The 22,573-nt window shown below is 34.7% G+C and carries 24 protein-coding genes and 2 tRNA genes; 14 read left to right on the top strand and 12 right to left on the bottom strand.

All coding sequences use genetic code 11. From position 1 onward, the window contains the following. Positions 1 to 179: 179 nt before the first annotated feature. The 7 genes from DRF58_RS10850 to DRF58_RS10820 form a co-directional block, all read right to left on the bottom strand. Positions 180 to 254 (bottom strand) — tRNA-Val (locus DRF58_RS10850). Between the two features lie 34 nt (positions 255 to 288). Further along, positions 289 to 363 (bottom strand) — tRNA-Val (locus DRF58_RS10845). 38 nt (positions 364 to 401) lie between these two features. Continuing rightward, positions 402 to 1,646 (bottom strand): bifunctional folylpolyglutamate synthase/dihydrofolate synthase, encoded by a 1,245-nt coding sequence (locus tag DRF58_RS10840; protein WP_116035385.1) that lies wholly within the window; start codon positions 1,644 to 1,646, stop codon positions 402 to 404. Between the two features lie 97 nt (positions 1,647 to 1,743). Continuing rightward, positions 1,744 to 2,406: a hypothetical protein gene (locus DRF58_RS10835; RefSeq protein WP_116035384.1), complete on the bottom strand. Its 663-nt coding sequence runs from the start codon at positions 2,404 to 2,406 to the stop codon at positions 1,744 to 1,746. Between the two features lie 3 nt (positions 2,407 to 2,409). Then, the gene (locus tag DRF58_RS10830) at positions 2,410 to 3,054 is read right to left on the bottom strand and encodes a MotA/TolQ/ExbB proton channel family protein (RefSeq protein WP_116035382.1); all 645 of its coding nucleotides are present in this window, start codon (positions 3,052 to 3,054) and stop codon (positions 2,410 to 2,412) included. A 102-nt stretch (positions 3,055 to 3,156) separates the two neighbouring features. After that, positions 3,157 to 4,086 carry a ferric siderophore ABC transporter substrate-binding protein gene (locus DRF58_RS10825; RefSeq protein ID WP_245955405.1) on the bottom strand — a complete coding sequence of 310 codons (930 nt, stop codon included), beginning with the start codon at positions 4,084 to 4,086 and terminating at the stop codon, positions 3,157 to 3,159. A gap of 74 nt (positions 4,087 to 4,160) precedes the next feature. Then, entirely contained in the window at positions 4,161 to 4,619 is a 459-nt protein-coding gene (locus DRF58_RS10820; RefSeq protein ID WP_116035380.1) for a hypothetical protein, read from the bottom strand. 220 nt (positions 4,620 to 4,839) lie between these two features. On the opposite strand from DRF58_RS10820, the gene DRF58_RS10815 reads away from it, so the two are divergent. The 3 genes from DRF58_RS10815 (at position 4,840) to DRF58_RS19025 (ending at position 7,689) form a co-directional block, all read left to right on the top strand. Further along, positions 4,840 to 6,645 (top strand): DUF885 domain-containing protein, encoded by a 1,806-nt coding sequence (locus DRF58_RS10815; RefSeq protein WP_116035379.1) that lies wholly within the window; start codon positions 4,840 to 4,842, stop codon positions 6,643 to 6,645. Then, positions 6,645 to 7,241, top strand: coding sequence for an HPP family protein (locus DRF58_RS10810; protein ID WP_116035377.1), 597 nt, complete (start codon positions 6,645 to 6,647; stop codon positions 7,239 to 7,241). Before DRF58_RS10815 ends, DRF58_RS10810 begins: the two co-directional genes overlap by 1 nt. A 226-nt stretch (positions 7,242 to 7,467) precedes the next feature. Continuing rightward, on the top strand, positions 7,468 to 7,689 hold the full coding sequence (locus DRF58_RS19025) for a DinB family protein (RefSeq protein ID WP_317124861.1): 222 nt from the start codon (positions 7,468 to 7,470) through the stop codon (positions 7,687 to 7,689). Here DRF58_RS19025 and DRF58_RS10800 read toward each other — a convergent pair whose 3' ends face one another. After that, positions 7,690 to 8,310 (bottom strand): endonuclease III domain-containing protein, encoded by a 621-nt coding sequence (locus DRF58_RS10800; RefSeq protein WP_116035375.1) that lies wholly within the window; start codon positions 8,308 to 8,310, stop codon positions 7,690 to 7,692. Between the two features lie 35 nt (positions 8,311 to 8,345). Here DRF58_RS10800 and bcp point away from each other — a divergent pair, with 35 nt between their 5' ends. Continuing rightward, positions 8,346 to 8,795: a thioredoxin-dependent thiol peroxidase gene (bcp, locus tag DRF58_RS10795; protein ID WP_116035374.1), complete on the top strand. Its 450-nt coding sequence runs from the start codon at positions 8,346 to 8,348 to the stop codon at positions 8,793 to 8,795. On the opposite strand, the gene DRF58_RS10790 is transcribed toward bcp, so the two are convergent. The 3 genes from DRF58_RS10790 to DRF58_RS10780 form a co-directional block, all read right to left on the bottom strand. Beyond that, positions 8,792 to 9,295 (bottom strand): GNAT family N-acetyltransferase, encoded by a 504-nt coding sequence (locus tag DRF58_RS10790; protein ID WP_116035372.1) that lies wholly within the window; start codon positions 9,293 to 9,295, stop codon positions 8,792 to 8,794. The genes bcp and DRF58_RS10790 overlap by 4 nt on opposite strands. 173 nt (positions 9,296 to 9,468) lie before the next feature. Continuing rightward, positions 9,469 to 10,539, bottom strand: coding sequence for a calcium:proton antiporter (locus DRF58_RS10785; RefSeq protein WP_116035370.1), 1,071 nt, complete (start codon positions 10,537 to 10,539; stop codon positions 9,469 to 9,471). A 109-nt stretch (positions 10,540 to 10,648) separates the two neighbouring features. Then, complete coding sequence (locus DRF58_RS10780; RefSeq protein ID WP_116035369.1) at positions 10,649 to 12,781, bottom strand: S46 family peptidase; 2,133 nt, start codon at positions 12,779 to 12,781, stop codon at positions 10,649 to 10,651. Between the two features lie 87 nt (positions 12,782 to 12,868). Here DRF58_RS10780 and DRF58_RS10775 point away from each other — a divergent pair, with 87 nt between their 5' ends. From DRF58_RS10775 to DRF58_RS10730, 10 genes are all read left to right on the top strand, one after another. Further along, a complete protein-coding gene (locus DRF58_RS10775; protein ID WP_116035367.1) occupies positions 12,869 to 13,306 on the top strand; it encodes an META domain-containing protein in 438 nt (145 codons plus the stop codon). A gap of 60 nt (positions 13,307 to 13,366) precedes the next feature. Further along, positions 13,367 to 13,780, top strand: coding sequence for an OsmC family protein (locus tag DRF58_RS10770; RefSeq protein WP_116035366.1), 414 nt, complete (start codon positions 13,367 to 13,369; stop codon positions 13,778 to 13,780). Between the two features lie 114 nt (positions 13,781 to 13,894). Next, positions 13,895 to 15,109, top strand: a complete 1,215-nt coding sequence (gene hflX / locus DRF58_RS10765; RefSeq protein WP_116035364.1) for a GTPase HflX — start codon at positions 13,895 to 13,897, stop codon at positions 15,107 to 15,109. A 76-nt stretch (positions 15,110 to 15,185) separates the two neighbouring features. Next, on the top strand, positions 15,186 to 16,469 hold the full coding sequence (locus DRF58_RS10760) for a cation:proton antiporter (RefSeq protein WP_116035362.1): 1,284 nt from the start codon (positions 15,186 to 15,188) through the stop codon (positions 16,467 to 16,469). Further along, positions 16,470 to 17,099 (top strand): chloramphenicol acetyltransferase, encoded by a 630-nt coding sequence (locus tag DRF58_RS10755; RefSeq protein ID WP_116035360.1) that lies wholly within the window; start codon positions 16,470 to 16,472, stop codon positions 17,097 to 17,099. Continuing rightward, positions 17,100 to 17,816 carry a DNA alkylation repair protein gene (locus DRF58_RS10750; protein WP_116035359.1) on the top strand — a complete coding sequence of 239 codons (717 nt, stop codon included), beginning with the start codon at positions 17,100 to 17,102 and terminating at the stop codon, positions 17,814 to 17,816. Between the two features lie 42 nt (positions 17,817 to 17,858). Further along, complete coding sequence (locus tag DRF58_RS10745) at positions 17,859 to 18,527, top strand: hypothetical protein (protein WP_116035357.1); 669 nt, start codon at positions 17,859 to 17,861, stop codon at positions 18,525 to 18,527. A 9-nt stretch (positions 18,528 to 18,536) separates the two neighbouring features. Then, a complete protein-coding gene (locus tag DRF58_RS10740) occupies positions 18,537 to 20,588 on the top strand; it encodes a DUF4836 family protein (protein ID WP_116035356.1) in 2,052 nt (683 codons plus the stop codon). Continuing rightward, a complete protein-coding gene (locus tag DRF58_RS10735; protein ID WP_116035354.1) occupies positions 20,589 to 21,806 on the top strand; it encodes a hypothetical protein in 1,218 nt (405 codons plus the stop codon). It abuts the gene before it with no gap. A 3-nt stretch (positions 21,807 to 21,809) separates the two neighbouring features. Further along, positions 21,810 to 22,154, top strand: a complete 345-nt coding sequence (locus DRF58_RS10730; protein WP_116035352.1) for a DUF6122 family protein — start codon at positions 21,810 to 21,812, stop codon at positions 22,152 to 22,154. Between the two features lie 6 nt (positions 22,155 to 22,160). Here DRF58_RS10730 and DRF58_RS10725 read toward each other — a convergent pair whose 3' ends face one another. Then, entirely contained in the window at positions 22,161 to 22,541 is a 381-nt protein-coding gene (locus DRF58_RS10725; protein ID WP_116035350.1) for a group III truncated hemoglobin, read from the bottom strand. Positions 22,542 to 22,573 lie beyond the last annotated feature (32 nt).

The raw sequence follows: 22,573 nt of genomic DNA, 5'->3' as shown, positions 1-22,573 counted from the left end.
AAAAATTTAGAAGCAACTTCAGAGGAGTTAGGGATCGGGCGTTTTTTCTATTCAGACTACAAAACATTTTTGCTTAAACACAAGTTTTGGTACTGATCCCAAGTTTTGGTACTGATCCGGGAGATGTAGTTATACACTATGGAAACAAAAAAAATCTCTCAGAAAACTGAGAGATTTTGTGGGCCCTGAGGGATTCGAACCCCCGACCCTCTGGGTGTAAACCAGATGCTCTGAACCAACTGAGCTAAGAGCCCTGAAATTTTTATAAAGGCTTCAGTATCCTTTTTGTGGGCCCTGAGGGATTCGAACCCCCGACCCTCTGGGTGTAAACCAGATGCTCTGAACCAACTGAGCTAAGAGCCCTTAACGTGTTACCGTTTTGAGTGGTGCAAATATACAACTTATTCCTTTGTTTGCAAATTTTTTTCTAAAAAATCTCCAACTACAAAGTTACTTCCGCCTATAAAAATCATTTCTTGTTTTTTACAGTTCTGTCTTGCAGATAGATAGCCATCTTGGACGGTGTCGAAAATTTTATAATTTAATTCTGACTTTTTTAGCAAATATTCATAATCTTCGGGATGTCTTCCTCTGGAAACGCTTGGTTTTACAAAATAAAACTCGGCTTCCGAAGACAACATTGAAATCACATCATCGATTTTTTTATCATTAACAAAGCCTAAAACAATATGTTTATGTTCAGAAAAACCTTTCAATTGATTGAAAACTTCTGCCAAACCAGCTTGATTATGACCTGTATCACAAATCGTCAAAGGTTCTTTTGAAAATTCAAACCAACGACCGATGAAGTTGGTATTCTGATGAACATTCAGAAGTCCGGATTTTAGATTTTCATCATTAATATTAATTCCTTGCTTTCTTAATTCTTCAATTAAAGCTAAAACAACTCTGATATTCTTTTTCTGATAATTACCTTTTAAATCTGATTCTAAAGCTGCTTCGATTTTTGTTGCATCTACAAAATGAGAATCGTTTTCTTTAGCTTTATTAATGATGATTTTCTTTACTAAAGAATTCTCATCGCCAGAAATGATTGTGGTGTTTTTCTTAATGATTCCAGCCTTTTCAAAGGCAATTTCTTCGATTGTATCACCTAGAATGTTTTGATGGTCAAGCTGAACGTTTGTAATCGCAGAAACCAAAGGTTTGATGATATTAGTTGAATCCAATCTTCCGCCTAAACCAACTTCGATAATGGCAAAATCAACTTGTTGCTGATGAAAATATTCGAAAGCCATTATCGTTGTGAATTCGAAGAAAGAAGGTCGAATATCTTCCGGTAATTGCTTCAGTTTTTGAATGAAATTGTAAACAAATTCCTTATCACAATTTTTTCCATTGACTTTGATTCTTTCAGTAAAATCAATCAAATGCGGAGAATTATAAAGTCCGATTTTAAACCCGGATTCCTGAAGAACCGAAGCCAGCATATTACTTGTAGAACCTTTTCCATTAGTCCCTCCGATATGAATTGTTTTGATTTTATCTTGTGGATTTCCGAAAAAATCACAAAGTTTTCTAATATTATCGAGTCCGGGTTTGTAAGCCTTTTGTCCGTCGATTTGGTAATTTGGAGCTTGAACAAAAAGCCAGTCAACGGCTTCCTGATATTCTTGTGAAGTCATATTTCAAAATGAAATACAAATTTAAAAATAAGATGAATCCAAAATGTATAAATGAAGAAAATTTAAAATCAATTAATTGAAATGGAAATTCTAAAAATTAGAAATTAATAGTATAAGTTCCCTGCGAAATATTCTGAGACTTTTTAGCTTTCACATATTGCTTTGTCCAAATCACCGCTGCGGTAATATTACAAGCGTCTTTTATTCCGCTGCTTCGTCCGGCATTGGTTACATTTCCAGCTTTGTCGACTGTAATGAACATCACAAGCTGACCTTTGGTTTTGCAATTGTGAGAAGGTAATTTTCCTGCTTTTCCCATCGTTCCGGGAATGAAAGCGGTAAGAATTCTATCTTTCCCTATTTTGGTGATTTTGTCTTCTTTGGAATCCGTTGTTTTTGAATCCTTCGTTTCTTCTTTTTTAGCAAGTTTTTTATCGTCTTTCACCGATTTTTCTGTTGCTTTTTTGTCTTCTTTAATAGGTTCTTTCTTTTCCTCTTTTGGAGGGGCTTTAGCAATAGAAACAGTGTCAGGAGGCAGAACTTCAACATCCGGGACATAGATTTCCGGTTTTACAACAGAATCTTGTTTTTGTTCTTCAATAATGGGTTTTTCAACTTCAGTTTTGACTGATTTTGGTTGTTCAGAAGCTTTGTAGTAAAGAGAATTAAAGGAAAATAAAAGCACAAAAAATAACAACGCAACCACATAAAATGCAATCGGAAGTCCGGATAATTTTTTTGTTTTTCTACTGAATTCCATTCCTTATGCAGGTTTGTTGATGATATCCAAAAATTCGTTCGTATGATACTGGATTTTCATCAAGAGATAATCAACCTTTGAAACCAAGATATTATGAAAAACATATGATAGAAATCCTACCAAAAGCCCAATTGCAGAAGGAGCAAGCGCTTTGTAAAAATCAACAGCTAAAAGATTTTGAGCAACTACAGTTTCGGATTTAGATATTGTTCCGAATGTGGATGCTAGAATAAGAATACCGCCAAGAAGTCCTAACATCGGCGCAGCACCAGAAAGTGTTGCTAGAAAATTGATGTTTTTTTCTGCTTTGTTAAGTTCTATCTGAGCTTGAGTTTCCATTGCGTTGGCAATTTCGCTTATCGGGCGACCTAATCTGTTAAGTCCTTTTTCAACACTTCTGGATTCTGGAGAATTATCTCTTCTGCAAAAATCAACGGCAGATTGGATTCTTCCGTCGTTCAGAAGGTCATTCACGTTTTTTAATAAATAAGGGTCAACCTGATTTTCTCTATTAAGCGCATATAATTTCTGTCCAAAAAAAACTAGGGCTGCAATTCCTAAAAATATGAGGATAATGATAAGGGAAACACTTAGCAGACCTCCTCCAAAAAGAAATTCCCAAATTGATATTGACGATTGTTTTGCCATAGTTTATAATTGTTTGTTACAGTTTCAAATTTATGAATTACCAGAGAATTAATCGAAGTGGATTAAAGAAAACTTTACGAAATATGATTATTAATAGGAATGCTAAAAAACAATTTTATAAGTTCCTTTGGATGCAGTGCTGGATGCTTCTGCTTTCACATATTGCTTCACCCAATTGATTGCTGTGCTTGATACACAAGGGTCAGAAACGCCACTTAATCTCCTTGCAGAAGTTACTTTTCCAGATTTATCAACGGTGTAAGAAATGGTGATGCTTCCGCTGGCTTGGCAATCGTGGTTTGGTTGTGCTCCACCTCTTCCCATCGTTCCAGGGATGAACCCAATTAATTTTCTATCAACACCAATAAGACTTGTTCCATCGCCATCTCCGCCAAGTGGATCTCCGTAATTTCCAGGTCCTGTTCCGTTTCCTTGTGAGCCGGGTTTTGTTCCTCTTCCTTTCAGTAGATTTCCAATTGCTGCGTTTCCTTTTCCGTCTCCGGTTGCATTTTCTTTTTTGATATCACCTTTTGCATTGCTTTTCCCATTTGTGTTTTTTGTGGAATTTGCAACAGCCGGAGAGTTTGTTTTCTCATTCGATTTTTTGCTTGCAACGGGCGGATTTTTTGTTCTGGTAGGAGTGGGAACTACATTTTCCGGAATGTCTTTTTCTGACTTTTCTTTGGAGACTTTTGCAACTTCGGTTACGATTTCTTTTTCTTCCTTTTTCTCAACTATTGGTGCTGGACTTCCTTCTTCTTCCTTGGGTTCTTCCAAACCTTTTCCGTTTCTATTGTCACCATAGTTGATGCGCATTTCTGTCAGTTCAACAGGAATGATATTTTCGCTATTAACAGCCGTTATTTTTTTTGATTTAATAAAAGTAGCTGGAAGACAGAATAAAATGGAAAAAATGAAAATTCCTATAACCAAAGCCTTGGTTAATGTAAAATCATAATGCTTTCTGTGCTCATAGGCACCGTAAGCTTTGTGTTTGTCTTCGAAAATAATATCATCTAAATCCTGATACATAGGGAATAACTTATTTGCGTTATAACTTATTATCTATAACGAATCGTAAATATAAATATTATTTTCTGAAAAGATTAGTCGTCAACTTCTATCTCGTCCGGACGGAAGTTGCATTTTAATTTGAATTCAATAGGATTTTCAGAACCTGTGTAAAAATCTGTGATTTTCCCTGTCCATAAAAGCTGAAGATCATCATTCTCGTTTTTGCCAAATTCCAATTCGTTCTCCAATAAGAATGCTTCTTCATCATCAAAAAGGTCAACTTCTGTATAAGACTCATCATCCGTGTCTTCTATAGAGAAAGTCTGTCCTTCCAATTCCGAAGTGGTGATTGGGAAATCAAAAATATTAAGGGAAATCTGAGGGAAATTGTATTGCAGAGAGTCGTCCTCAACGTGGTCCAAAGAGTCATTTGTAATAACTTCAACTTCCAAAAAATTCTGCTTGTTGCTGTAGACAGATTTGCAATAGGTGCTGTCAATAAAATACTTCAGAGTCTCCTCTGGGTGGTATATCTTCAATATTCCTTTCATTATAAGGATAATAGATTATGAAATAATTTTTTTAATTGTGTCTAACAAAGATAAAAAATTGGATGAATGTGAAAAATTTTTGTCGATTATTTTTGATAATAATCATAAAGATTGATATGATTCTTGATGTTGTGTTAACCTTAAGTTCTGAACCCCTTAAAAATCAGGGCTGTTTTGGTAATCTTGAAAATATTATCTTTACACTATAAAATTGATTAAGATGACTTCTTTGTACAAAATATTATTGGTTTTTGGATTAATTATTACTGTTACTGCCTGCAAAAAAGGAGATTCTCCGATGATGAAGACTTCCGTAGGTTCTACATCTTCGGATTTGGATTCTATTGCATCTAATTATTACGAAGAATATCTTAAGTTTTATCCTCTAGAAGCTACTTCACAAGGAGACGAAAGGTACAATGATCTTTTACCAAATAATCTAAGTTCTGATTTTATTAAAAAAGAAATTGCATTCTATAATTCTGTTCAGAATCAATTGAAATCTGTAGATTACAATAGTCTTGATGATTCTCACAAAGTGATTTTTGATGTTTTGGAATATACGTTGATTGACAAACAAGAACGTTATGCTTATCATCCGGAATATATTCCTTTCACGCAGTTTGATGGTTTACCATTGACTTTCCCAATGTTGGGAAGCGGAAGTGGAATTCAGCCTTTTAAAACCGAAAAAGATTATGATAATTGGTTGAAAAGAATTGATGAATTTCCAATCTGGATGGATTCTGCAATTGAAAACTTCCGATTAGGAATTAAAAATAATGTGGTTCTTCCAAAATCATTAGTCATAAAAATGATTCCTCAAATGAAGGCCGAAGAAATCACAACTTTCGAAATCGAAAAAAATATTTTCTACGGGCCAATCAAGAATCTTCCAAAAGATTTCAAACCGGTAACAACTAACAAATATGCTAAGCTTTATCAGGACGCCATCAAAAACAAATTGATTCCGGCTTATCTCAAAATGGCTGATTTTCTTGAGAAAGAATATCTTCCAAAATCCAGAGCGACTGATGGTTACGGCGCTTTGCCAAATGGAAATAATATCTATGCTTATTACGTGAAAAGCTGGACGACAACGGATAAAACACCAGATGAAATTCATAAAACTGGACTTGTAGAAGTCGAAAGAATACGTTCTGAGATGGAGAAGGTGAAAGTTCAAATTGGCTTCAAAGGTTCTTTGGAAGAGTTTCTAAATTATGTAAAAACCGACCCAAAAGCAATGCCTTTCAAAACTTCGCAGAAAGTTCTGGGAGCTTTTCAATCAATTCTTGATAAAATCACTCCGAAGTTGAATACGATGTTCAATGTAACACCAAAAACGCCTTTTGAAATTCGTCAAACAGAAAAATATCGTGAAGCCAGTGCTAGTGCAGAATATATCCAAGGAAGTCCGGATGGAAAACGTCCCGGGATTTTTTACACGCCAATTCCTGACCCAGAAAAATTCAATGTGACTTCTGGTATGGAATCTCTTTTCCTTCACGAAGCGATTCCCGGTCATCATTATCAGATTTCTCTTCAGCAGGAGAATTTGAATTTGCCAAAGTTTATGAGATTTGGTTGGATTGGTGCTTATGGCGAAGGCTGGGCTTTGTATTGCGAATCGCTCGGACCAGAGTTTGGACTTTATACAGACCCGTATCAAAAAATGGGTTCTTTGAGTGATGAGATGTTACGCGCAGTTCGTTTGGTTATCGATACAGGAATTCACACAGGACAGATGTCTCGCGAAGAAGCGATTAAATATTTCTTGAGCAATGTGGCTTATGACGAAGCTGGAGCAACGGCAGAAGTGGAGCGATATATGGCTTTGCCTGGACAAGCATTGAGTTACAAAACCGGAGCGATGAAAATCCGAGAATTAAGAAACAAATATCAAAATGAGCTAGGTAAAAAGTTCAACTTAGCATCTTTTCATGATGAAGTTTTGAGTCAGGGTTGTCTTCCATTGGAGGTTTTGGAAAGAAAAATGAATCTTTGGGCGAAAGGCGTGAAATAATGAGAAAACATATCAAAAGAAGACTGAGACACACCAAGTATATCTTTTATCAGGAAACGCTAATTGATTTCAAAGACCACTTTTGGTCATTTCTTGGTGCTTTTTTCGGAATCGGATTGATTGCTTTTTTACAGTCTCAACATTTTTCGGAGATTGAAAATGTTTTTCTAATTGGTTCATTTGGCGCATCAAGTGTTTTGATTTATGGCGCTGTTAATAGTCCTTTGGCTCAACCACGCAATCTGATTGGCGGACACGTTTTGTCTGCTTTGGTTGGTGTTACGGTTTTTAAATTTTTACCAGAAATTCTTTGGCTGAACGCCTCTGTTGCAGTCGCTTCTTCAATTGTTATTATGCAAATCACAAAGACAATGCATCCGCCAGGTGGAGCGACCGCTTTAATTGCGGTTCTTCCTTCAGATAAAATTCAGGAATTGGGATATTGGTATGCTTTGTCGCCTGTTTTAAGTGGCGCATTGATTTTATTAATTGTAGCCTTGATTTTCAACAACATTCCGAAAGGTCGAAAATATCCGCACCAAATTCGTCAATCCAAATATGTTCATATGAGGAGAATGATGAAAAATAAAGATTAAAATTATGATAATAGAAAGTCTAAAATCGCTTTACAATAGAGATTTGAATAAATTAAAATTTGAAAATTGAGTCATATAAAAGTGAAGATTCAATCTAGAAAATCGATAAAAATATTTCGAATTCTGCAGGTAATCTTTGTCTTCATTTGGTAGAAAATCTCAATACTTACATTGGTGTAGAGTTGGGAAAAACTGATATATCAGAAATCGTGAACTCGAATTCTCTTTGAAAAATATTCCCAGAACAGAATTGATTGAAAAAGTTGAATCTACAATAAAAATGATTGATTCTGCATTGGATAAATTATCGCAAGGAGATTTAGAAAAAGATTATCAAACAGAAGCTTTAGCTTACAAAATGACAACCGGATATTTTCTAATCCATTTACTTTCTCATCTTAATTATCATTTGGGACAAATCAATTATCACAGAAGATTATTGGATTGATTATTTCTCAAACAACATTTTAGTCAAAAAATCTTTCTCCTGATTTCCTCTCGCCGGAGAATATTCTCGTCCGTAAAAGATGATTTGAAGATGTAATTTGTTCCAGACACTTTCGTTCCAAATACTTTTCGCATCACGTTCGGTTTCGACAACATTTTTCCCTGATGTCAGTTTCCATTGTGTCATCAATCTGTGAATGTGAGTGTCAACCGGAAAAGCCGGAAAACCAAATCCCTGACTCATCACAACAGAAGCGGTTTTGTGACCAACGCCAGCCAAACTTTCCAATTCTTCATAAGTTTGAGGAACAACCGAATTGTATTTTTCCACGAGGACTTCCGCCATTTTTTTAAGATTTTTCGCTTTAGAATTGGTTAATCCAATTTCTTTAATCAATTCTCGGATTTCTTCAAAGCTCAATTTTGCCATTTTTTCAGGTGTGTCAGCAACTGCAAAAAGCTTTGGTGTGATTTGATTCACTTTTTTGTCCGTTGTTTGTGCGGAAAGTGCCACTGCAACCATCAGAGTATAAGCGTCTTTGTGTTCCAAAGGAATCGGAACTTCGGGATATAATTTTTCTAATTCTTCCTGAACAATTTGGGCTCTTTGCTTTTTCGTCATTTTGATGCTAACTTTGTCGTACAAAAATAGAAATTATGTTGAAGGTTGGCGATTCTTTACCGGAATTTATCGGAACAAATCAAAACGGAGAACAAATCGATTCTCAAAAACTGAAAGGCAAAAAACTCGTTGTTTTCTTTTATCCGAAAGCGAGCACGCCCGGTTGTACGGCGGAAGCTTGTAACTTGAGAGACAATTATTCCGTTTTGAAAAAGAAAGGTTTTCAATTACTTGGAGTGAGTGCGGATTCTGTGAAACGCCAGAAGAATTTCAGTGATAAAAATGAATTGCCATTTGATGTGATTGCGGATGAGAATCACGATGTTATAGACAAATTCGGGGTTTGGCAGTGGAAGAAGTTTATGGGAAGAGAATTTATGGGAATTGTGAGAGCAACTTTTGTTTTTGACGAAAACGGAATTTGCATTCAAGTAATTGAAAAAGTAAAAACCAAAGACCACGCTTCGCAGATTTTGGAAAATTAATTTTCATAATACATCAATTCTGCGTCATCATTCGGGATTGTTATTATTTTTTGGAATTTCAAGCCTAGTTTTTCGATTAATTTTTGAGACGAGAAATTATCTTTTGTAGTAATCGCAGATAATTTTTTGACTCCGAAATCTATTGCTGCAACTTCTTTCAGTCTATTTGCTGATTCGTAGGCATAGCCTTTTCCTTCGTATTTCTCGAGAAAAGAAAATCCAATATCAAGAACATCCAAGCCTTCTCTTTCAAAAATCCCGACAGCACCGATTTTTGTGTTGTCTTCTTTTAGTATCACAACATAATTTCCGAATCCCAATTTCTGAAACTGCGGAAGGAATCTGTTCAAGATATAGTTTTCTGCATCTTCTTTGGTGCGAAGATTTCGGTCGCCGATGTATTGGATGAAGGATGGCGTATTGTAAAGTTCAAGGAAGAAATCCGCATCGTCTAAGTCTGCGAGTTTCATTATTAATCTTTCGGTTTCGAAGGTTTTCATTAATTAACAGTTTGTTTTAAATTATTAAACACATAGACACACAAGTTTTTGATTTAAGATGAAATAGATTTGAATGAATTCTATTTTACCTTTTTAAAGCTTAGTTGTATATATTTCTTCTATGTGTCTATCCAGTTTTTATCAATTCCTATAGAGAATTTAAAGATAAAATTTTAAGGAACAATCACAGTAAAAATATAAGCGAAAAGATTGACCAAAAGAACAACGCCGTAAAGAATGTTGGTTTTTCCTCGATTCAAAGAAAGCATCACAGTATAAAGTGACAATGCTAGCAAAACCATTGATTTGATATCAAGACCTAATAACAAAGGCATCTCGTAAATAATCGAAACCACAGCAACACAAGGAATCGTCAATCCAATACTTGCAATTGCAGAACCAAGCGCTAAATTCAAGCTGGTTTGGAATTGGTTTCTTCTAGCGGCTTTCAAAGCGGCCATTCCTTCAGGTAACAATACAACTGCGGCAATTATGACACCAACTAAAGCTTGTGGTGCACCAAAACTATGAACCATATTTTCTATCTGTGGAGACAGTGCTTTTGCAAGAAAAACTACGACACCCAAACAAATGATTAGAAATATCAAACTCATTGTACTTTCGAAGTTCGTTGGTGGTTCGGCGTGTTGTTCATCATCATTTTCGGGAAGGAAATAATTTCTGTGTCTCACCGTTTGAACCATCAAAAATGTGCTGTAGATGATTAAAGAAGCAATTGAGAAGAATATTAATTGAGCCTTGCTAAAGGTTGCGGAAAGTTCGGTTGTGGTATAATTAGGCAAAATTAATGTCATTACAACAATCGCAACGAGACTTATCAAAGCCATATTTCCAGAAGTTCGGGCAAAAAACTGTTCTTTGAATTTGATTCCGCCGAGAAGAAGACAAGCGCCGAGAATTCCATTTAAAATCAACATTACTGCTGCGAAAACTGTGTCTCTGGCTAGTTTGTCGGTTTCTTTTCCGCCTGCAACCATTAATGAAACAATCAATCCAACTTCCAAAACCGTAATTGCAATCGCTAAAATAATAGTTCCGAAAGGTTCGCCTACTTTATGAGCTACAACTTCGGCGTGATGAACTGCACCTAAAACAGATGATATTAATAAAGCACCTCCTAAAATTGCAAGTAAAGGACTGTTGTCAGTAATTCCGAGTGAATAGTAAACAACTGATAAAATCGGGAAAATATAGGACCAGTGAAATAGTGACTTTAAATTCATAGAAAATGATTTCTCTAATTTACAAAAAAAATATGGAAAACGATTTCCAGAAATTTGAGCAACAAAAAAGCTACCAAATCTTGGTGGCTTTCAATATATTAATGATAAATTATTTTACCAAAGTCAATTCGCTGATGATTCTTTTTGCGCCAGCATATTTGTCGATAATCCAAAGAACATAACGAACGTCAACGTTAATTGTTCTCTGTAAGTTAGGTTCGAAAACGATATCGCCGCTCAAAGCTTCGCTGTTTCCATCGAAAGCAAGACCGATAAGATTTCCGTGTCCATCGATGATTGGAGAACCAGAGTTTCCACCTGTGATGTCATTATTAGACAAGAAATTGATTGGCATAAATCCATCTTTGTCTGCATATTGACCGTAATCTTTTTTCTTAGCAAGGTCTAGGACTTTTTTAGGAAGGTCAAATTCTTCGTCGCCTTTTTTGTATTTGGCAACCATACCATTGATATCGGTATAATAGTTTTCTTTGATTCCTTTGTAGTTTCTGTCCTCTCTTACAGGAAGTGTTTCTATAGTTCCGTAAGTTAATCTCATCGTAGAGTTAGCATCAGGATAGAATTTTTTGTCTGGCTGAGCTTTTCTAAGTCCATCTAAGAATAATCTGCTGTTTTTAGCAAAGTTCTCGTCAACTTTAGAATATTTCTCGATACCCAATTTTTGGTCTTCAACAATTCCGTTGGCGAATTGTCTCAATTTATCAGCATCGATTTTCAGTCTGTCAGGATTTTCTACGAAAGTCAAAGCAGCTTTTTTATTAGCGAAAACTGAAGCATAAGCCAAGTTAGAAAGGTTTGCTACATCAGCTTCCAAAATAGTTGAAGAAGCAAATTCCTTAGCTACTTTTGTTTTGTAAAGGGAAGTCAATTGAACTAGCATATCGCCTTCTACATTATCGTGAAAACCATCATAAGCTTTTTCGATAGCCTCAAGAACTTTAGGTTTCATAGAAGCTTTTCCAGCTTCGTCTTGGTCAGCATACGTTTTGAAAAGACTTCCTAATTGATAAGCTGTAGAGATGTAGTGTGCATTTCTTTGCAAAATAGAAGCGTAATTTCTTTCTACATTTCTTCCGGAAACTTGATTGTAATAAGCTTTAATTTCAGGCAAAACGGAGTAATAAGATTGCTCGTTTGGACTTTGAGCCGCCCATTGATTATACTTTTCTTCAAGTTTTTGTTTCTCACCAACTGTTCCGTTTTTCTTTACAGCATCAATAGTTCCTTGTCTGTTTTTCCAGTAGTTAGCAACACTTGCATACTGAGAAGCATAATCCAACTGAGTTGCTTTGTCTTTATCCATATACTTCTTCATCACATCCATCGCCACTTTAGAAGCTTCTACCCAAGCTGGATAATCTTTGTCAACCATTTGCTCGATTCCATAAGAAGTCAAGTAACGGTTGGTTCTTCCAGGATAACCAAGAATCATTGTGAAATCTCCAGGCTTGTATCCTTTAAGAGAAACAGGTAAATGGTGTTTTGGTTTCAAAGGAACGTTGGTTTCAGAATATTCTGCAGGATTACCGTTTGTATCTGCGTAAGCACGGAAAACTGTGAAATCTGCAGTGTGTCTTGGCCATTCCCAGTTATCTGTATCGCCACCGAATTTTCCTAAAGATGAAGGTGGAGCTCCAACCAATCTGATGTCTTTATAGTCTTGATAAACAAAATAATAGAACTCATTCCCATTAAAGAAATCTCTTACCACAACAGTGTATTTTCCGTTTTCAGAATTTTCTGTTTGGATGGCTTTGTACTCAGCATCGATAACAGCTTTTCTGTCTGCAGCAGACATATTGTTATTCAGTTTTGCGTTGATTCTTGCAGAAACGTCATCCATTCTTACAAGAAATCTTACATAAAGACCTTTAGCATTGAATTCTTCATTCGGTTTCATTGCCCAGAATCCGTTCTTAAGATAATCTTTTTCTGGAGTAGAAGCCGCAGCAACTGCATCGTAGCCACAATGGTGATTAGTAAAAATCAAACCTTGGTCAGAAACCATTTCACCAGTACAGAAACCACCGAAACTTACGATAGCGTCCTTCAAGCTGGAATTATTTACAGAATAAATTTCTTCCGGCGTCAAGTGCAGACCTTCTTTCTGCATATCAACTCCGTTCAGACGTTTTACAAGCATCAGAAGCCACATTCCTTCGTCAGCTCTCATCTGAGCATAACCCAAAATCAGGGTTAATGCTAAAAATATTTTTTTCATAGAGAATTATTTTAATGGGCTAATTTAATCATTATTTTAAATCTAAGTGGTACGAATTTAGCTAAGAGATTGAGTAAAAATTTAGTAATGAAAAATATCAGAGTGATTGGGATTTTATTAATGACAATGTTTTTAATTTTTTCCTGCAAAGCCAATAAAACTATGACTTCAACGGAACAAAATATTCACAGAAAATGGATGCTTTTTGAATATAAAGATTTTACAAAACAAGAGCTGACTAAACTGGAAACTTATATGGATTTGACCAAAAATGCGGAAGCTCCTAGTAGATTTGGTGCAAAAATGGGTTGTAACGGAATGTTTTTCACAGCCGAATTTGATAAAGGAAAAGCAAAATTTTCTGGCGTTGGTTCAACAATGATGTATTGTGACGGAAGAATGAAGTTGGAAGAATTATTTGGAAAAGAATTACCAACAATGAATCAATACAAAATCGAAGGACATTTCTTAACTTTAACAGACGGAAAATCAACGATGAAGTTTGTTGCTGCAGATTGGGATTGATAAAGAAACAAGAGAAAAGTAAAAAGATTCAAACAATATAAATCCAAAATAAAATTAATTATGAAAAGAAGTGCAAAAGCAGTCTGGAAAGGAACAGTAAAAGACGGAAGCGGAGTTTTAACGACTCAGAGTACAACGCTTAATGAAACTCAATATTCCTTCAAAAGCAGATTCGAGGAAGGAGTTGGAACTAATCCAGAAGAATTGTTGGCAGCAGCTCACGCAGGTTGTTTTACAATGAAAACTTCGGCTTTGTTGACAGAGGCTGGCTACAATCCTGAAACTTTGGAAACAGATTGTAAAATCAGTTTGGTAGATGGGAAAATTACTTTGTCAGAATTGACATTGAATGCCAAAATCCCCGGAATCTCAGAAGAAGAATTCCAAAAAATTGCTAAAGATGCTAAAGAAAACTGTCCAGTAAGTCAGGCTTTCAGTTTTGACAAAACATTGACGGCAAATCTTATCAATTAAAACACTTGGAACTACTGATTTATTAAAGTCAGAAATTGTAAAACCAAAGAATACCTTTGGTTTTTTTGTCGAAAAATAGTACCTTGTCAAAATCAGAAATATTATAAATTTTAAATGTTAGAAAAAAAAGAACATCAGTATGAACAAGCGGTTTTGGTGGGCTTAATTACCCAAAATCAAAGCGAAGATAAACTGATAGAATATATGGACGAATTGGAGTTTCTAGCCTTCACAGCAGGAGCAACAGTTGCCAAACGTTTTACCCAAAGATTGACTCAACCGGATTCCAAAACATTTGTAGGAAAAGGAAAAATGGAGGAAATCCGAGATTATGCAAAAGAACATAATATCGGAACGGTTATTTTCGATGACGAATTGTCGCCTTCCCAATTGAAAAATCTGGAGCGTGAAATGGAAGTCAAAATCCTTGACAGAACCAACTTGATTCTCGACATTTTCGCACAAAGAGCTCAGACTTCTTACGCAAGAACTCAGGTAGAATTAGCTCAATATCAATATCTTCTTCCTCGATTGACAAGAATGTGGACTCACCTTGAACGTCAAAAAGGGGGAATCGGGATGCGTGGACCCGGAGAAACGGAAATCGAAACCGATAGAAGGATTATCCGTGACCGAATCACATTGTTGAAAGACAAACTGAAAATCATCGATAAACAGATGGGAACTCAGAGACAAAACCGAGGTAAAACTGTGAGAACGGCTTTGGTTGGTTACACCAATGTTGGAAAATCGACCTTGATGAATGCTTTGTCAAAATCTGAAGTTTTTGCTGAAAATAAACTATTTGCAACGCTTGATACAACGGTAAGAAAAGTTGTGATTGGGAATCTTCCTTTTCTTTTAACGGATACGGTTGGATTTATCAGAAAATTGCCGACTCAATTAGTAGAATCTTTCAAATCCACTTTGGATGAGGTGCGTGAAGCAGATTTGTTGATTCACGTTGTTGATATTTCTCACGAAAGTTTTGAAGACCATATTAATTCTGTGAATGAAATCCTTCAGGAAATCGATGCGCATCGTAAACCGATGATTATGGTTTTCAATAAGATTGATGATTTCAGTTATGAGAAAAAAGACGAAGATGATTTGACGCCTGGTTCAAACAAAAATATTTCTCTAGATGAATGGAAAAAAACGTGGATGGCGAAGTCCAAATTCCCAACGGTTTTCATCTCAGCTTTGACTAAAGAAAACTTTCCAGAAATGAAGAAACTGATTTATGATGAGGTTCTAAGGATTCATATTTCCCGTTTCCCTTACAACGATTTGTTGTTTGAATATTTCGATGATGAAGAGGAAAAATAAAATGTAAGCTTAATTAAATAAGTTGATTATGTTGTAGAATTTGCAACTATCAACAAAAACAATATCAAAAACAAAAATGGAGTTATATTACTCATTCTCAGTCTTAATCGTTCTCGCGTCTTTATTTGCATATATCAATTACAGAGTTCTCAAATTACCGAGTACAATCGGAATAATGGTCATTGCAATTATCGTTTCTGTAACTTTGGTTGCTTCAGGCGAAAATTTCTTACCGAAAACTACAACTCATTTAACTGAGCTCGTCCACAACTTAGACTTTACCGAAGTTCTGATGGGAGCAATGTTGAATTTCTTATTATTTGCAGGAGGAATCCACGTTAATATCAAAGATTTAAAAGAGCAATTTGGTCCAGTTGTGATATTTTCTACGGTTGGAGTCATTATTTCAACTTTTGCAGTGGCTTTTGGAGCTTATTATCTATTACCATTAGTTGGTATTCAGATGCCATTTATCTACTGTCTAGTTTTTGGTGCATTGATTTCTCCTACTGACCCAGTAGCGGTTCTCAGTATTTTGAAGCAGGCGAATGTTTCAAAATCTTTAGAAACCAAAGTTGCCGGAGAATCACTTTTCAATGATGGGATGGCTGTTGTTGTTTTCACAGTTGTTTTGCAATTAGCAATCGGAAAAGAAATCGATTTGAATGTCGAAAATGTTGGACTTCTATTATTGAGAGAAGCTGGCGGAGGTTTGCTTTTGGGAGTTCTTTTAGGATTGTCTGCATCAAGAGCAATGAGAGTTGTGGATGATTATATTATTTCCGTATTAATCACGTTGTCAGTAGTTATGGGTGGTTATTTGATTGCTCACGAGATGCACATTTCTGCACCTTTGGCGATGGTTGCGGCAGGATTATTTATGGGAAATTTCAGTGAAAGTTTCAAAATGAAATCTGAGACGCAAGATTATTTGATTAAATTCTGGGAATTGATTGACGAAATTATGAACGCTGTTCTGTTCCTTTTTATCGGTTTTGAATTGCTGTTAATCAAAGATTTAAATGAATATCTGGTTGCAGGCGGAATTTGCATTTTGATTGTTCTTTTAGCACGTTGGGTTGCGATTTTTGTTCCGACAAAATTTATGGCTTTCAAATATCGATTCAGTCCGCAGACGGTGAAAGTTCTGGTTTGGGGGGGAATCCGAGGAGGTGTTTCGATTGCTTTGGCTTTGTCAATTCCTGTGAATGAATACAGTCAGATAATCATTAGCATTACTTATTGTGTAGTTGTATTTTCAATTATAGTTCAAGGATTGACGATTGCAAAAGTTGCCAATCCGAAGAAAATTGCTACCGAAGAAAAAATAATCGAACAAACGCTTGAAGAGACTCATTAAATGAAAGTTATCGATATAAAAAACTGGAAGAGAAAAGAACATTTCGAATTTTTTTCCGGAATGAAAAGTCCTTATTTCGGAATTGTAACCGAAGTTGATTGTACAGAAACTTACAAATTAGCTAAGGAAAGCAATGAATCTTTTTTCGCTCATTATCTTCATAAATCGATGAAAGCTGTTAATTCGGTTGAGGAATTTGGTTATAGAATTGTAAATGATGAGGTTATAGCGTTCGATATTGTTCACGTTGGTTCTACAATTGCAAGAAATGACGGAACATTTGGCTTTTCTTATTTCGAATATTCTGATGATTTTCAAATATTTAACCAGAATTTGCAAAAAGAAATTGATGAAGTTCAAAACTCTTCTGGTTTGAGAATCAGAAACGAAGAACTTCCACCAAATCATATCCGACATTCTACAATGCCTTGGACGCATTTTACAGGTTTGCTTCATCCGACGAATTTCGACCCAAAAGAATCAATTCCTAAAATTGTCTTTGGGAAATTTTCTGAGAAAAACGGTCGAAAAATGTTGCCTGTTTCTGTAGAAGGACATCACGGTTTGATGGATGGTTTTCATTTGGCTCAATATCTTGAAGTATTTCAGAATCAGTTAAATTTAAAATAAATGTCTCTTTCATCAGAAATAAAACAAGCTCTCGAAATCCTTTCTATTTCTGAAAAAGCGGAATTCTTTCCCAAATTTTTCAAAACGGGAAAAGGAGAATATGGCGAAGGCGATGTTTTTATTGGTGTAACTGTTCCAGACCAAAGAAGCGTTGCGAAAGAATTTTACAATAAGATTTCTCTTGAAGAACTTAGCGAATTGTTGTCTTCAAAAATTCACGAACATCGTTTGACGGCTTTGTTGATTTTGGTTTATAAATTTGAGAAAACCAAAGATAAAATCGAACAAAAAAAAATCATTGATTTTTATCTGAAGCATTCAAAACATATCAACAATTGGGATTTGGTTGATACATCCTGTTATAAAATTTTAGGTCGATATTGTTTTGAAAATCAAGATTCCAAAATCTTAGAAAAATTATCTGATTCCAAAAATATGTGGGAAATGCGAATGGCGATTGTCGGAACAATGCATCACATCAAAAAAGGACAATTTGAATTAACGAAAAACTTCGCTCTCAAGAATCTGAAACATCCACACGATTTGATGCACAAAGCTAACGGCTGGCTTCTTCGAGAAATGGGAAAAATGAACGAAAAAGAATTATTAGATTTCCTCAATCTTTATTACAAAGAAATGCCAAGAACTTGTCTCCGTTATGCGATAGAAAAACTTGACGAGGAACTTCGACAAGATTATTTAAAAGGAAGGATTTAAAATTATAAAGATTATCTTTGTTAACAACCAACTTCAATTCCTGTGAAAAATCTGATTAAATATCTCGCTCTGTTCATCACTTTCATTAGTTTGACAAGTTGTTTTGATATCATTGATAAAATGAGTCTGAAAGCTGATGGAAGCGGAGAATATTCCATCATTTTGAATGCGAGCAAAAGCAAAACCCGATTGCAATCTATCTCAAAAATGGAAACGATTAATGGTAAAAAAGTTCCTAAAAAATCGGAGATAGAAAGTAAGCTGAAAGAAGCTTCGGAAATATTTAAAACTGTTCCGGGAATCAGTCAAGTGAAAACGTCTTTTGATGCTGAGAATTATATTATTAAGCTCAGCTGTAATTTCAAAAAGATTGAAAATATCAATGCTGGTTTAGAAAAACTGAAAGCCAAAAATATGATTGGAAAAACCATTCCAACTCAATTATATAAGAATAATGTTGCTGAGAAAACATTTATAAGAAACAAGATTAATTCTTTCAAAAACGATTACAACAAACTCAGCAGTACGGATAAAGAGGTTTTCAATAATGCGACTTACACATCTATTTTGCAATTTGAAAGTGTTATTAAGTCTCAGACTAATAACACTTACGCCATTTCTCCGAATAAAAAAGCTTTAAAAATTAATAGCAATATTTTGGATTTTGTACTTGAAAAAAAGCAGGTTCAGAATACCATTTCATTACAATAAAAACTACATATGAAAACAGTTTTACACCAATTTCAGATTCTATATTTCCTTTTGCTGGGTTTCTTTTTTGCCAGTTCTCAAAGCAAGACGGAAATTCCCAAGAATGCGTTTTTTTATATGGAAATCAATTCCAAACAGCTCAACGAAAAAGTAAATTGGAACAAACTGAATCCGATTTTGCAAGACTTGAATAAGAACAATCAGGAGAAACCAACTTGGCAAGATTTCTCCAACATCGGAATCCAAAATGATGCGAAACAATACCATTATTTTTCTAATTTCAATGATTCTGTGAAAGCTTACACAGCGCATTTTATTCTTCAGGATTCTAAGAAATTTCTAGAATTCATCAACGTTTCTGCTAAAAAAGAATTGGAAGTGACGAAGAAAGACAAGTATTCTTATGTCAATCTCAATGACGAAACTTTTGTCGCTTGGAATGACAAACGTGCGGTTATTACTGGCGTAAGTTATACCAAATCTTACCCAAAATTTTTTGATGATGATAAAGCTGTGGATAGTGTAGCATCGGCGCTTATAGATTCAATTGCAATGAAAACTGATTCGACTGCTGTTGAACTAGACTCGGCTTATACGGAAGTTGAAAAACCGTTTGATTACAAAGAAGAAATCAAATACCTAAAGGACGAAATTAAATATCAAAAAGAAGATATCAAGGAACATAATGCAGAAATTGCACGTCTCCAAAAAGATATTAAGTATCTCGAAAAACATCATCAATATCCGCCACAACCGAAAACAGAAGAAGCTGTTGAAAGCGAAGAAGTTGCTTCTGCAAAACCAACGGAAGAATATGATGAAGAAGCGGAGGATTTGGCTTACAAAAAAGAAATGGATTCTATAAAAGCTGAAAATTTTAAGATTATAAAAGCTTTTGCTGAAAGGGAATTTGATAAACATTTCGAAGCCAATATTGAGATAGAAGTTCCAAAAGAAATGGTTGCGTTTCAAGACCCCAAATCTGATATTTTCATCTACACGAATTACGGAGAAGTCTTCAAAAATGGACCTTATAAAAAGTTGTTGAGCCTCTACAGTTACGGAAGTCTTTTGGATAATCTTTACAATTCCAATTCGACTTTTAATGTTTATTTTGAGAAGAATAAATTAAGATTTGTCAACAATTATCAACATAGAAATAAGGAAGCTCAGAAGAATATTTCGGCAGTTTATCAAGGCAAAAAGGATAAGAAATTGATGTCTTTGATTCCGGATAAAAGCATTGGATATTATGCGATTAATGTTGATGGATACAAGTATTTTGATATGTTGTACAGCTTGTTCGAAAGTAGCAATGACAACGAAAAATATCAAAAAGAAATCGGATTAATTATCGAAACGGTAAAAATCGTTCTGGATGAAAAAGCTATTTCCAAAATCGCTCCAGGAAACGGAATTTTTGTGTTGAATGAACTTAATACTAAAAAAGTAGAGTACACAGATTACGAGTTTGATGAGAACTTCAACAGCAAAGAAATCAGAAAAACCAAAGATGTTGCAGTTCCGGATTTCACTTTTGCTTTTGCGACGGATAACGATGATTATTGGAAACGTATTTTTGATGTGTTGACTTCTAACAAAGAATTGGCGCAGAAATTTGGAAAAAATGGAGAAATCTATTACCTGAAAAAAGACCCGAAAAACAGCAGTTATATGGACCAAATGTTCTTCACGGTAAAAGACGGAATCGTTTACTTGACAACTTCTCTTGCAAATTTAGTTCCAAAAAAACAATCCGGAATTTCTGAAAAATGGGCAAAAGAAGCTTCCAGAAATTCGCAGTCGGGAAGTTTCAATATGCAGAGATTGATGAACGGGTTGGAAAAAGAATTCAAAACTTTGCCGGAACAAAAAGCGCTTAACCTTTTCAGGAAAAATGCGGGCGACTTTGATTTTAAAACCAATGTGAAAGGCGAAAGTATTGAAACAGAATTCAATTATACAACGCCGAATTCCTCGGAAAACAGCTTGATGTATTTCTTTGACCTTTGTAATGATTTGATTAAAATAATGGAGCCAGTGAAACCAACCTCATTTTAAATGAAGAAAAGAACAATCTTTTTTTTACTGATTTTAATTGTCGGAATTACCTTTTTTTTTCTGTGGTTTCACAAGGATAAAGAATTGAAGTCTATTCCGAAAAATGCAGATGCTGTTGTTTTAATTGATGTTAAAGAATTAAAACAACAATACTTTTTAACTTTTTTAAAGAATCCATTTATTTGGTTTGGAGATTCAAAAATAGCATCAAAAAATAATGGACTTGTTATTCCGGATTATATCCAGATTTTCCATTTGAAAGATTCTAATTTTGCTGAATGGTATAGTTTTTTTGAGATTAAGGACAAAAATAGTTTGATTGAATTTTTGATAAAAAAAGGCTTCAAAATTTCAAAAAATAATATTTATACGAAAGATAGTTTTTCAATAAAAATTGAAGCTTTCAAATGTGTTGTAGGGTTTTCGAATCCGAATTTTGAGACTAAAGTTCAGCAGATTCTTAATTCTAAAAATAAACTATTAAACGCTGACCAGTTGATTAATAATTCGGTTGCGAGCGTGTCTTATTTTGCAAAATCTAAAATTCATAAGTTTGCTATTTATCTGAATGAAGACAATATCGAAATCAAAACCAAATCCGTTCAAGATGTTTTTTCCTCACAAATCTCGGATTTAGACAGACAAACTCAATTTCTGAAGATGAAATTAGATTCCAAAAATGCTAAAATCGTCTCAAATTTATTTAATGATAATCTAAGGGATTCGATTGACATCAATTCTGTTAGTGCAATTTCAGAATTAGAATCTGTTAATGACAAGATTGTGAGTTATGCTTATGATGATGATTTTAATGAAGTGGAAAAAGTCAGTTATCAGAAGTTGGTACAGCCAAGTTACAAGATTAATGTTCAAAGTCCAGAAACCGAAAAAGTTTGGTCTTATTTTCAAGATAAAAAATGGATTAATGCAGACGATCAGTTCACAGCAATTCCTTTTCAACCGAATCTAATAGAACAAAAAGGAAATGAAATTATCATAAAATCTTTAAGAAAACCAATTGAGTCCAATCAAAATCTTTTTGGAAATTATTTCTTTCTGAAAAACAGTCAACTGTTTGAAACTTTGTTAGGAACGATTTCAAAATCTGGATTGAAAACAATTTCTGATTTGGATTATGTTTTTTATGGCAACAAAGAAAATTATTATTACCTGAAACTGAAATTCAAAAAAGAAAAATTACCAATCCTATTACGCTAGAGAATGAATGTTTCCGATTTTATCACATTAAGAACAATAATCCATTATTTTTTACACTTTGGCTTTCCGGTTGTGTTAGCTTTCTTGTTCTTCAGAAAAGATTGGAAAAAAGCTTATTTCATAATGTTGGCAACAATGTTGGTGGATGCAGACCATTTGCTCAGTACACCGATTTTTGCTCCAGACAGATGCAGTATCAATTTCCATCCGCTTCATACTTATTGGGCGATTGGCGTTTATTTTCTCTTATTATTTTTTAAAGGAATTCCAAGGATTATTGGTGTTGGATTACTGTTTCATATGCTGACAGACTGGATAGATTACCAATTGCATCATCTTGGATTTTAGAAAAATCTAATTTCTCCTTGCATTCGCCATTTTGTGATTCATAATTCTTGCGATATTTAAAGCTCGGTTGATAGCATTTTCAGCGTTTTCTCCGTCAAAATTTTCGTGAACTGTTTTCTCCCAAATCTGCAACCAACGATTGAAATGCCTCTCTTCCAAAGCCGAAACTTCATTGATTGGGAAATGTTTTGCCATTGGATGACCTTCGTAAACGGGATTTCCTAAAAGAATACTTTCCCAGAAATTATACATTTTCGGAAGATGTTTATTAAGATCAATTTTCGCAACGTCTGTGAAGAAAAATCCGATGAGGTCGTCTTTTATCACTTGGTTATAGAATTCTTTTACAAGAAATTCTACGTCTTCTCTTGTTGTAATATCTTTCATAATTCGATATTTTAATTCTACCAAAGTTATTG

The sequence above is a fragment of the Epilithonimonas hispanica genome (assembly GCF_003385395.1).
Classification (GTDB): Bacteria; Bacteroidota; Bacteroidia; order Flavobacteriales; family Weeksellaceae; genus Epilithonimonas; species Epilithonimonas hispanica.
The sequence above is the reverse complement of the archived record's forward strand: the minus strand, read 5'-3'. Positions and strand labels throughout refer to the sequence as shown.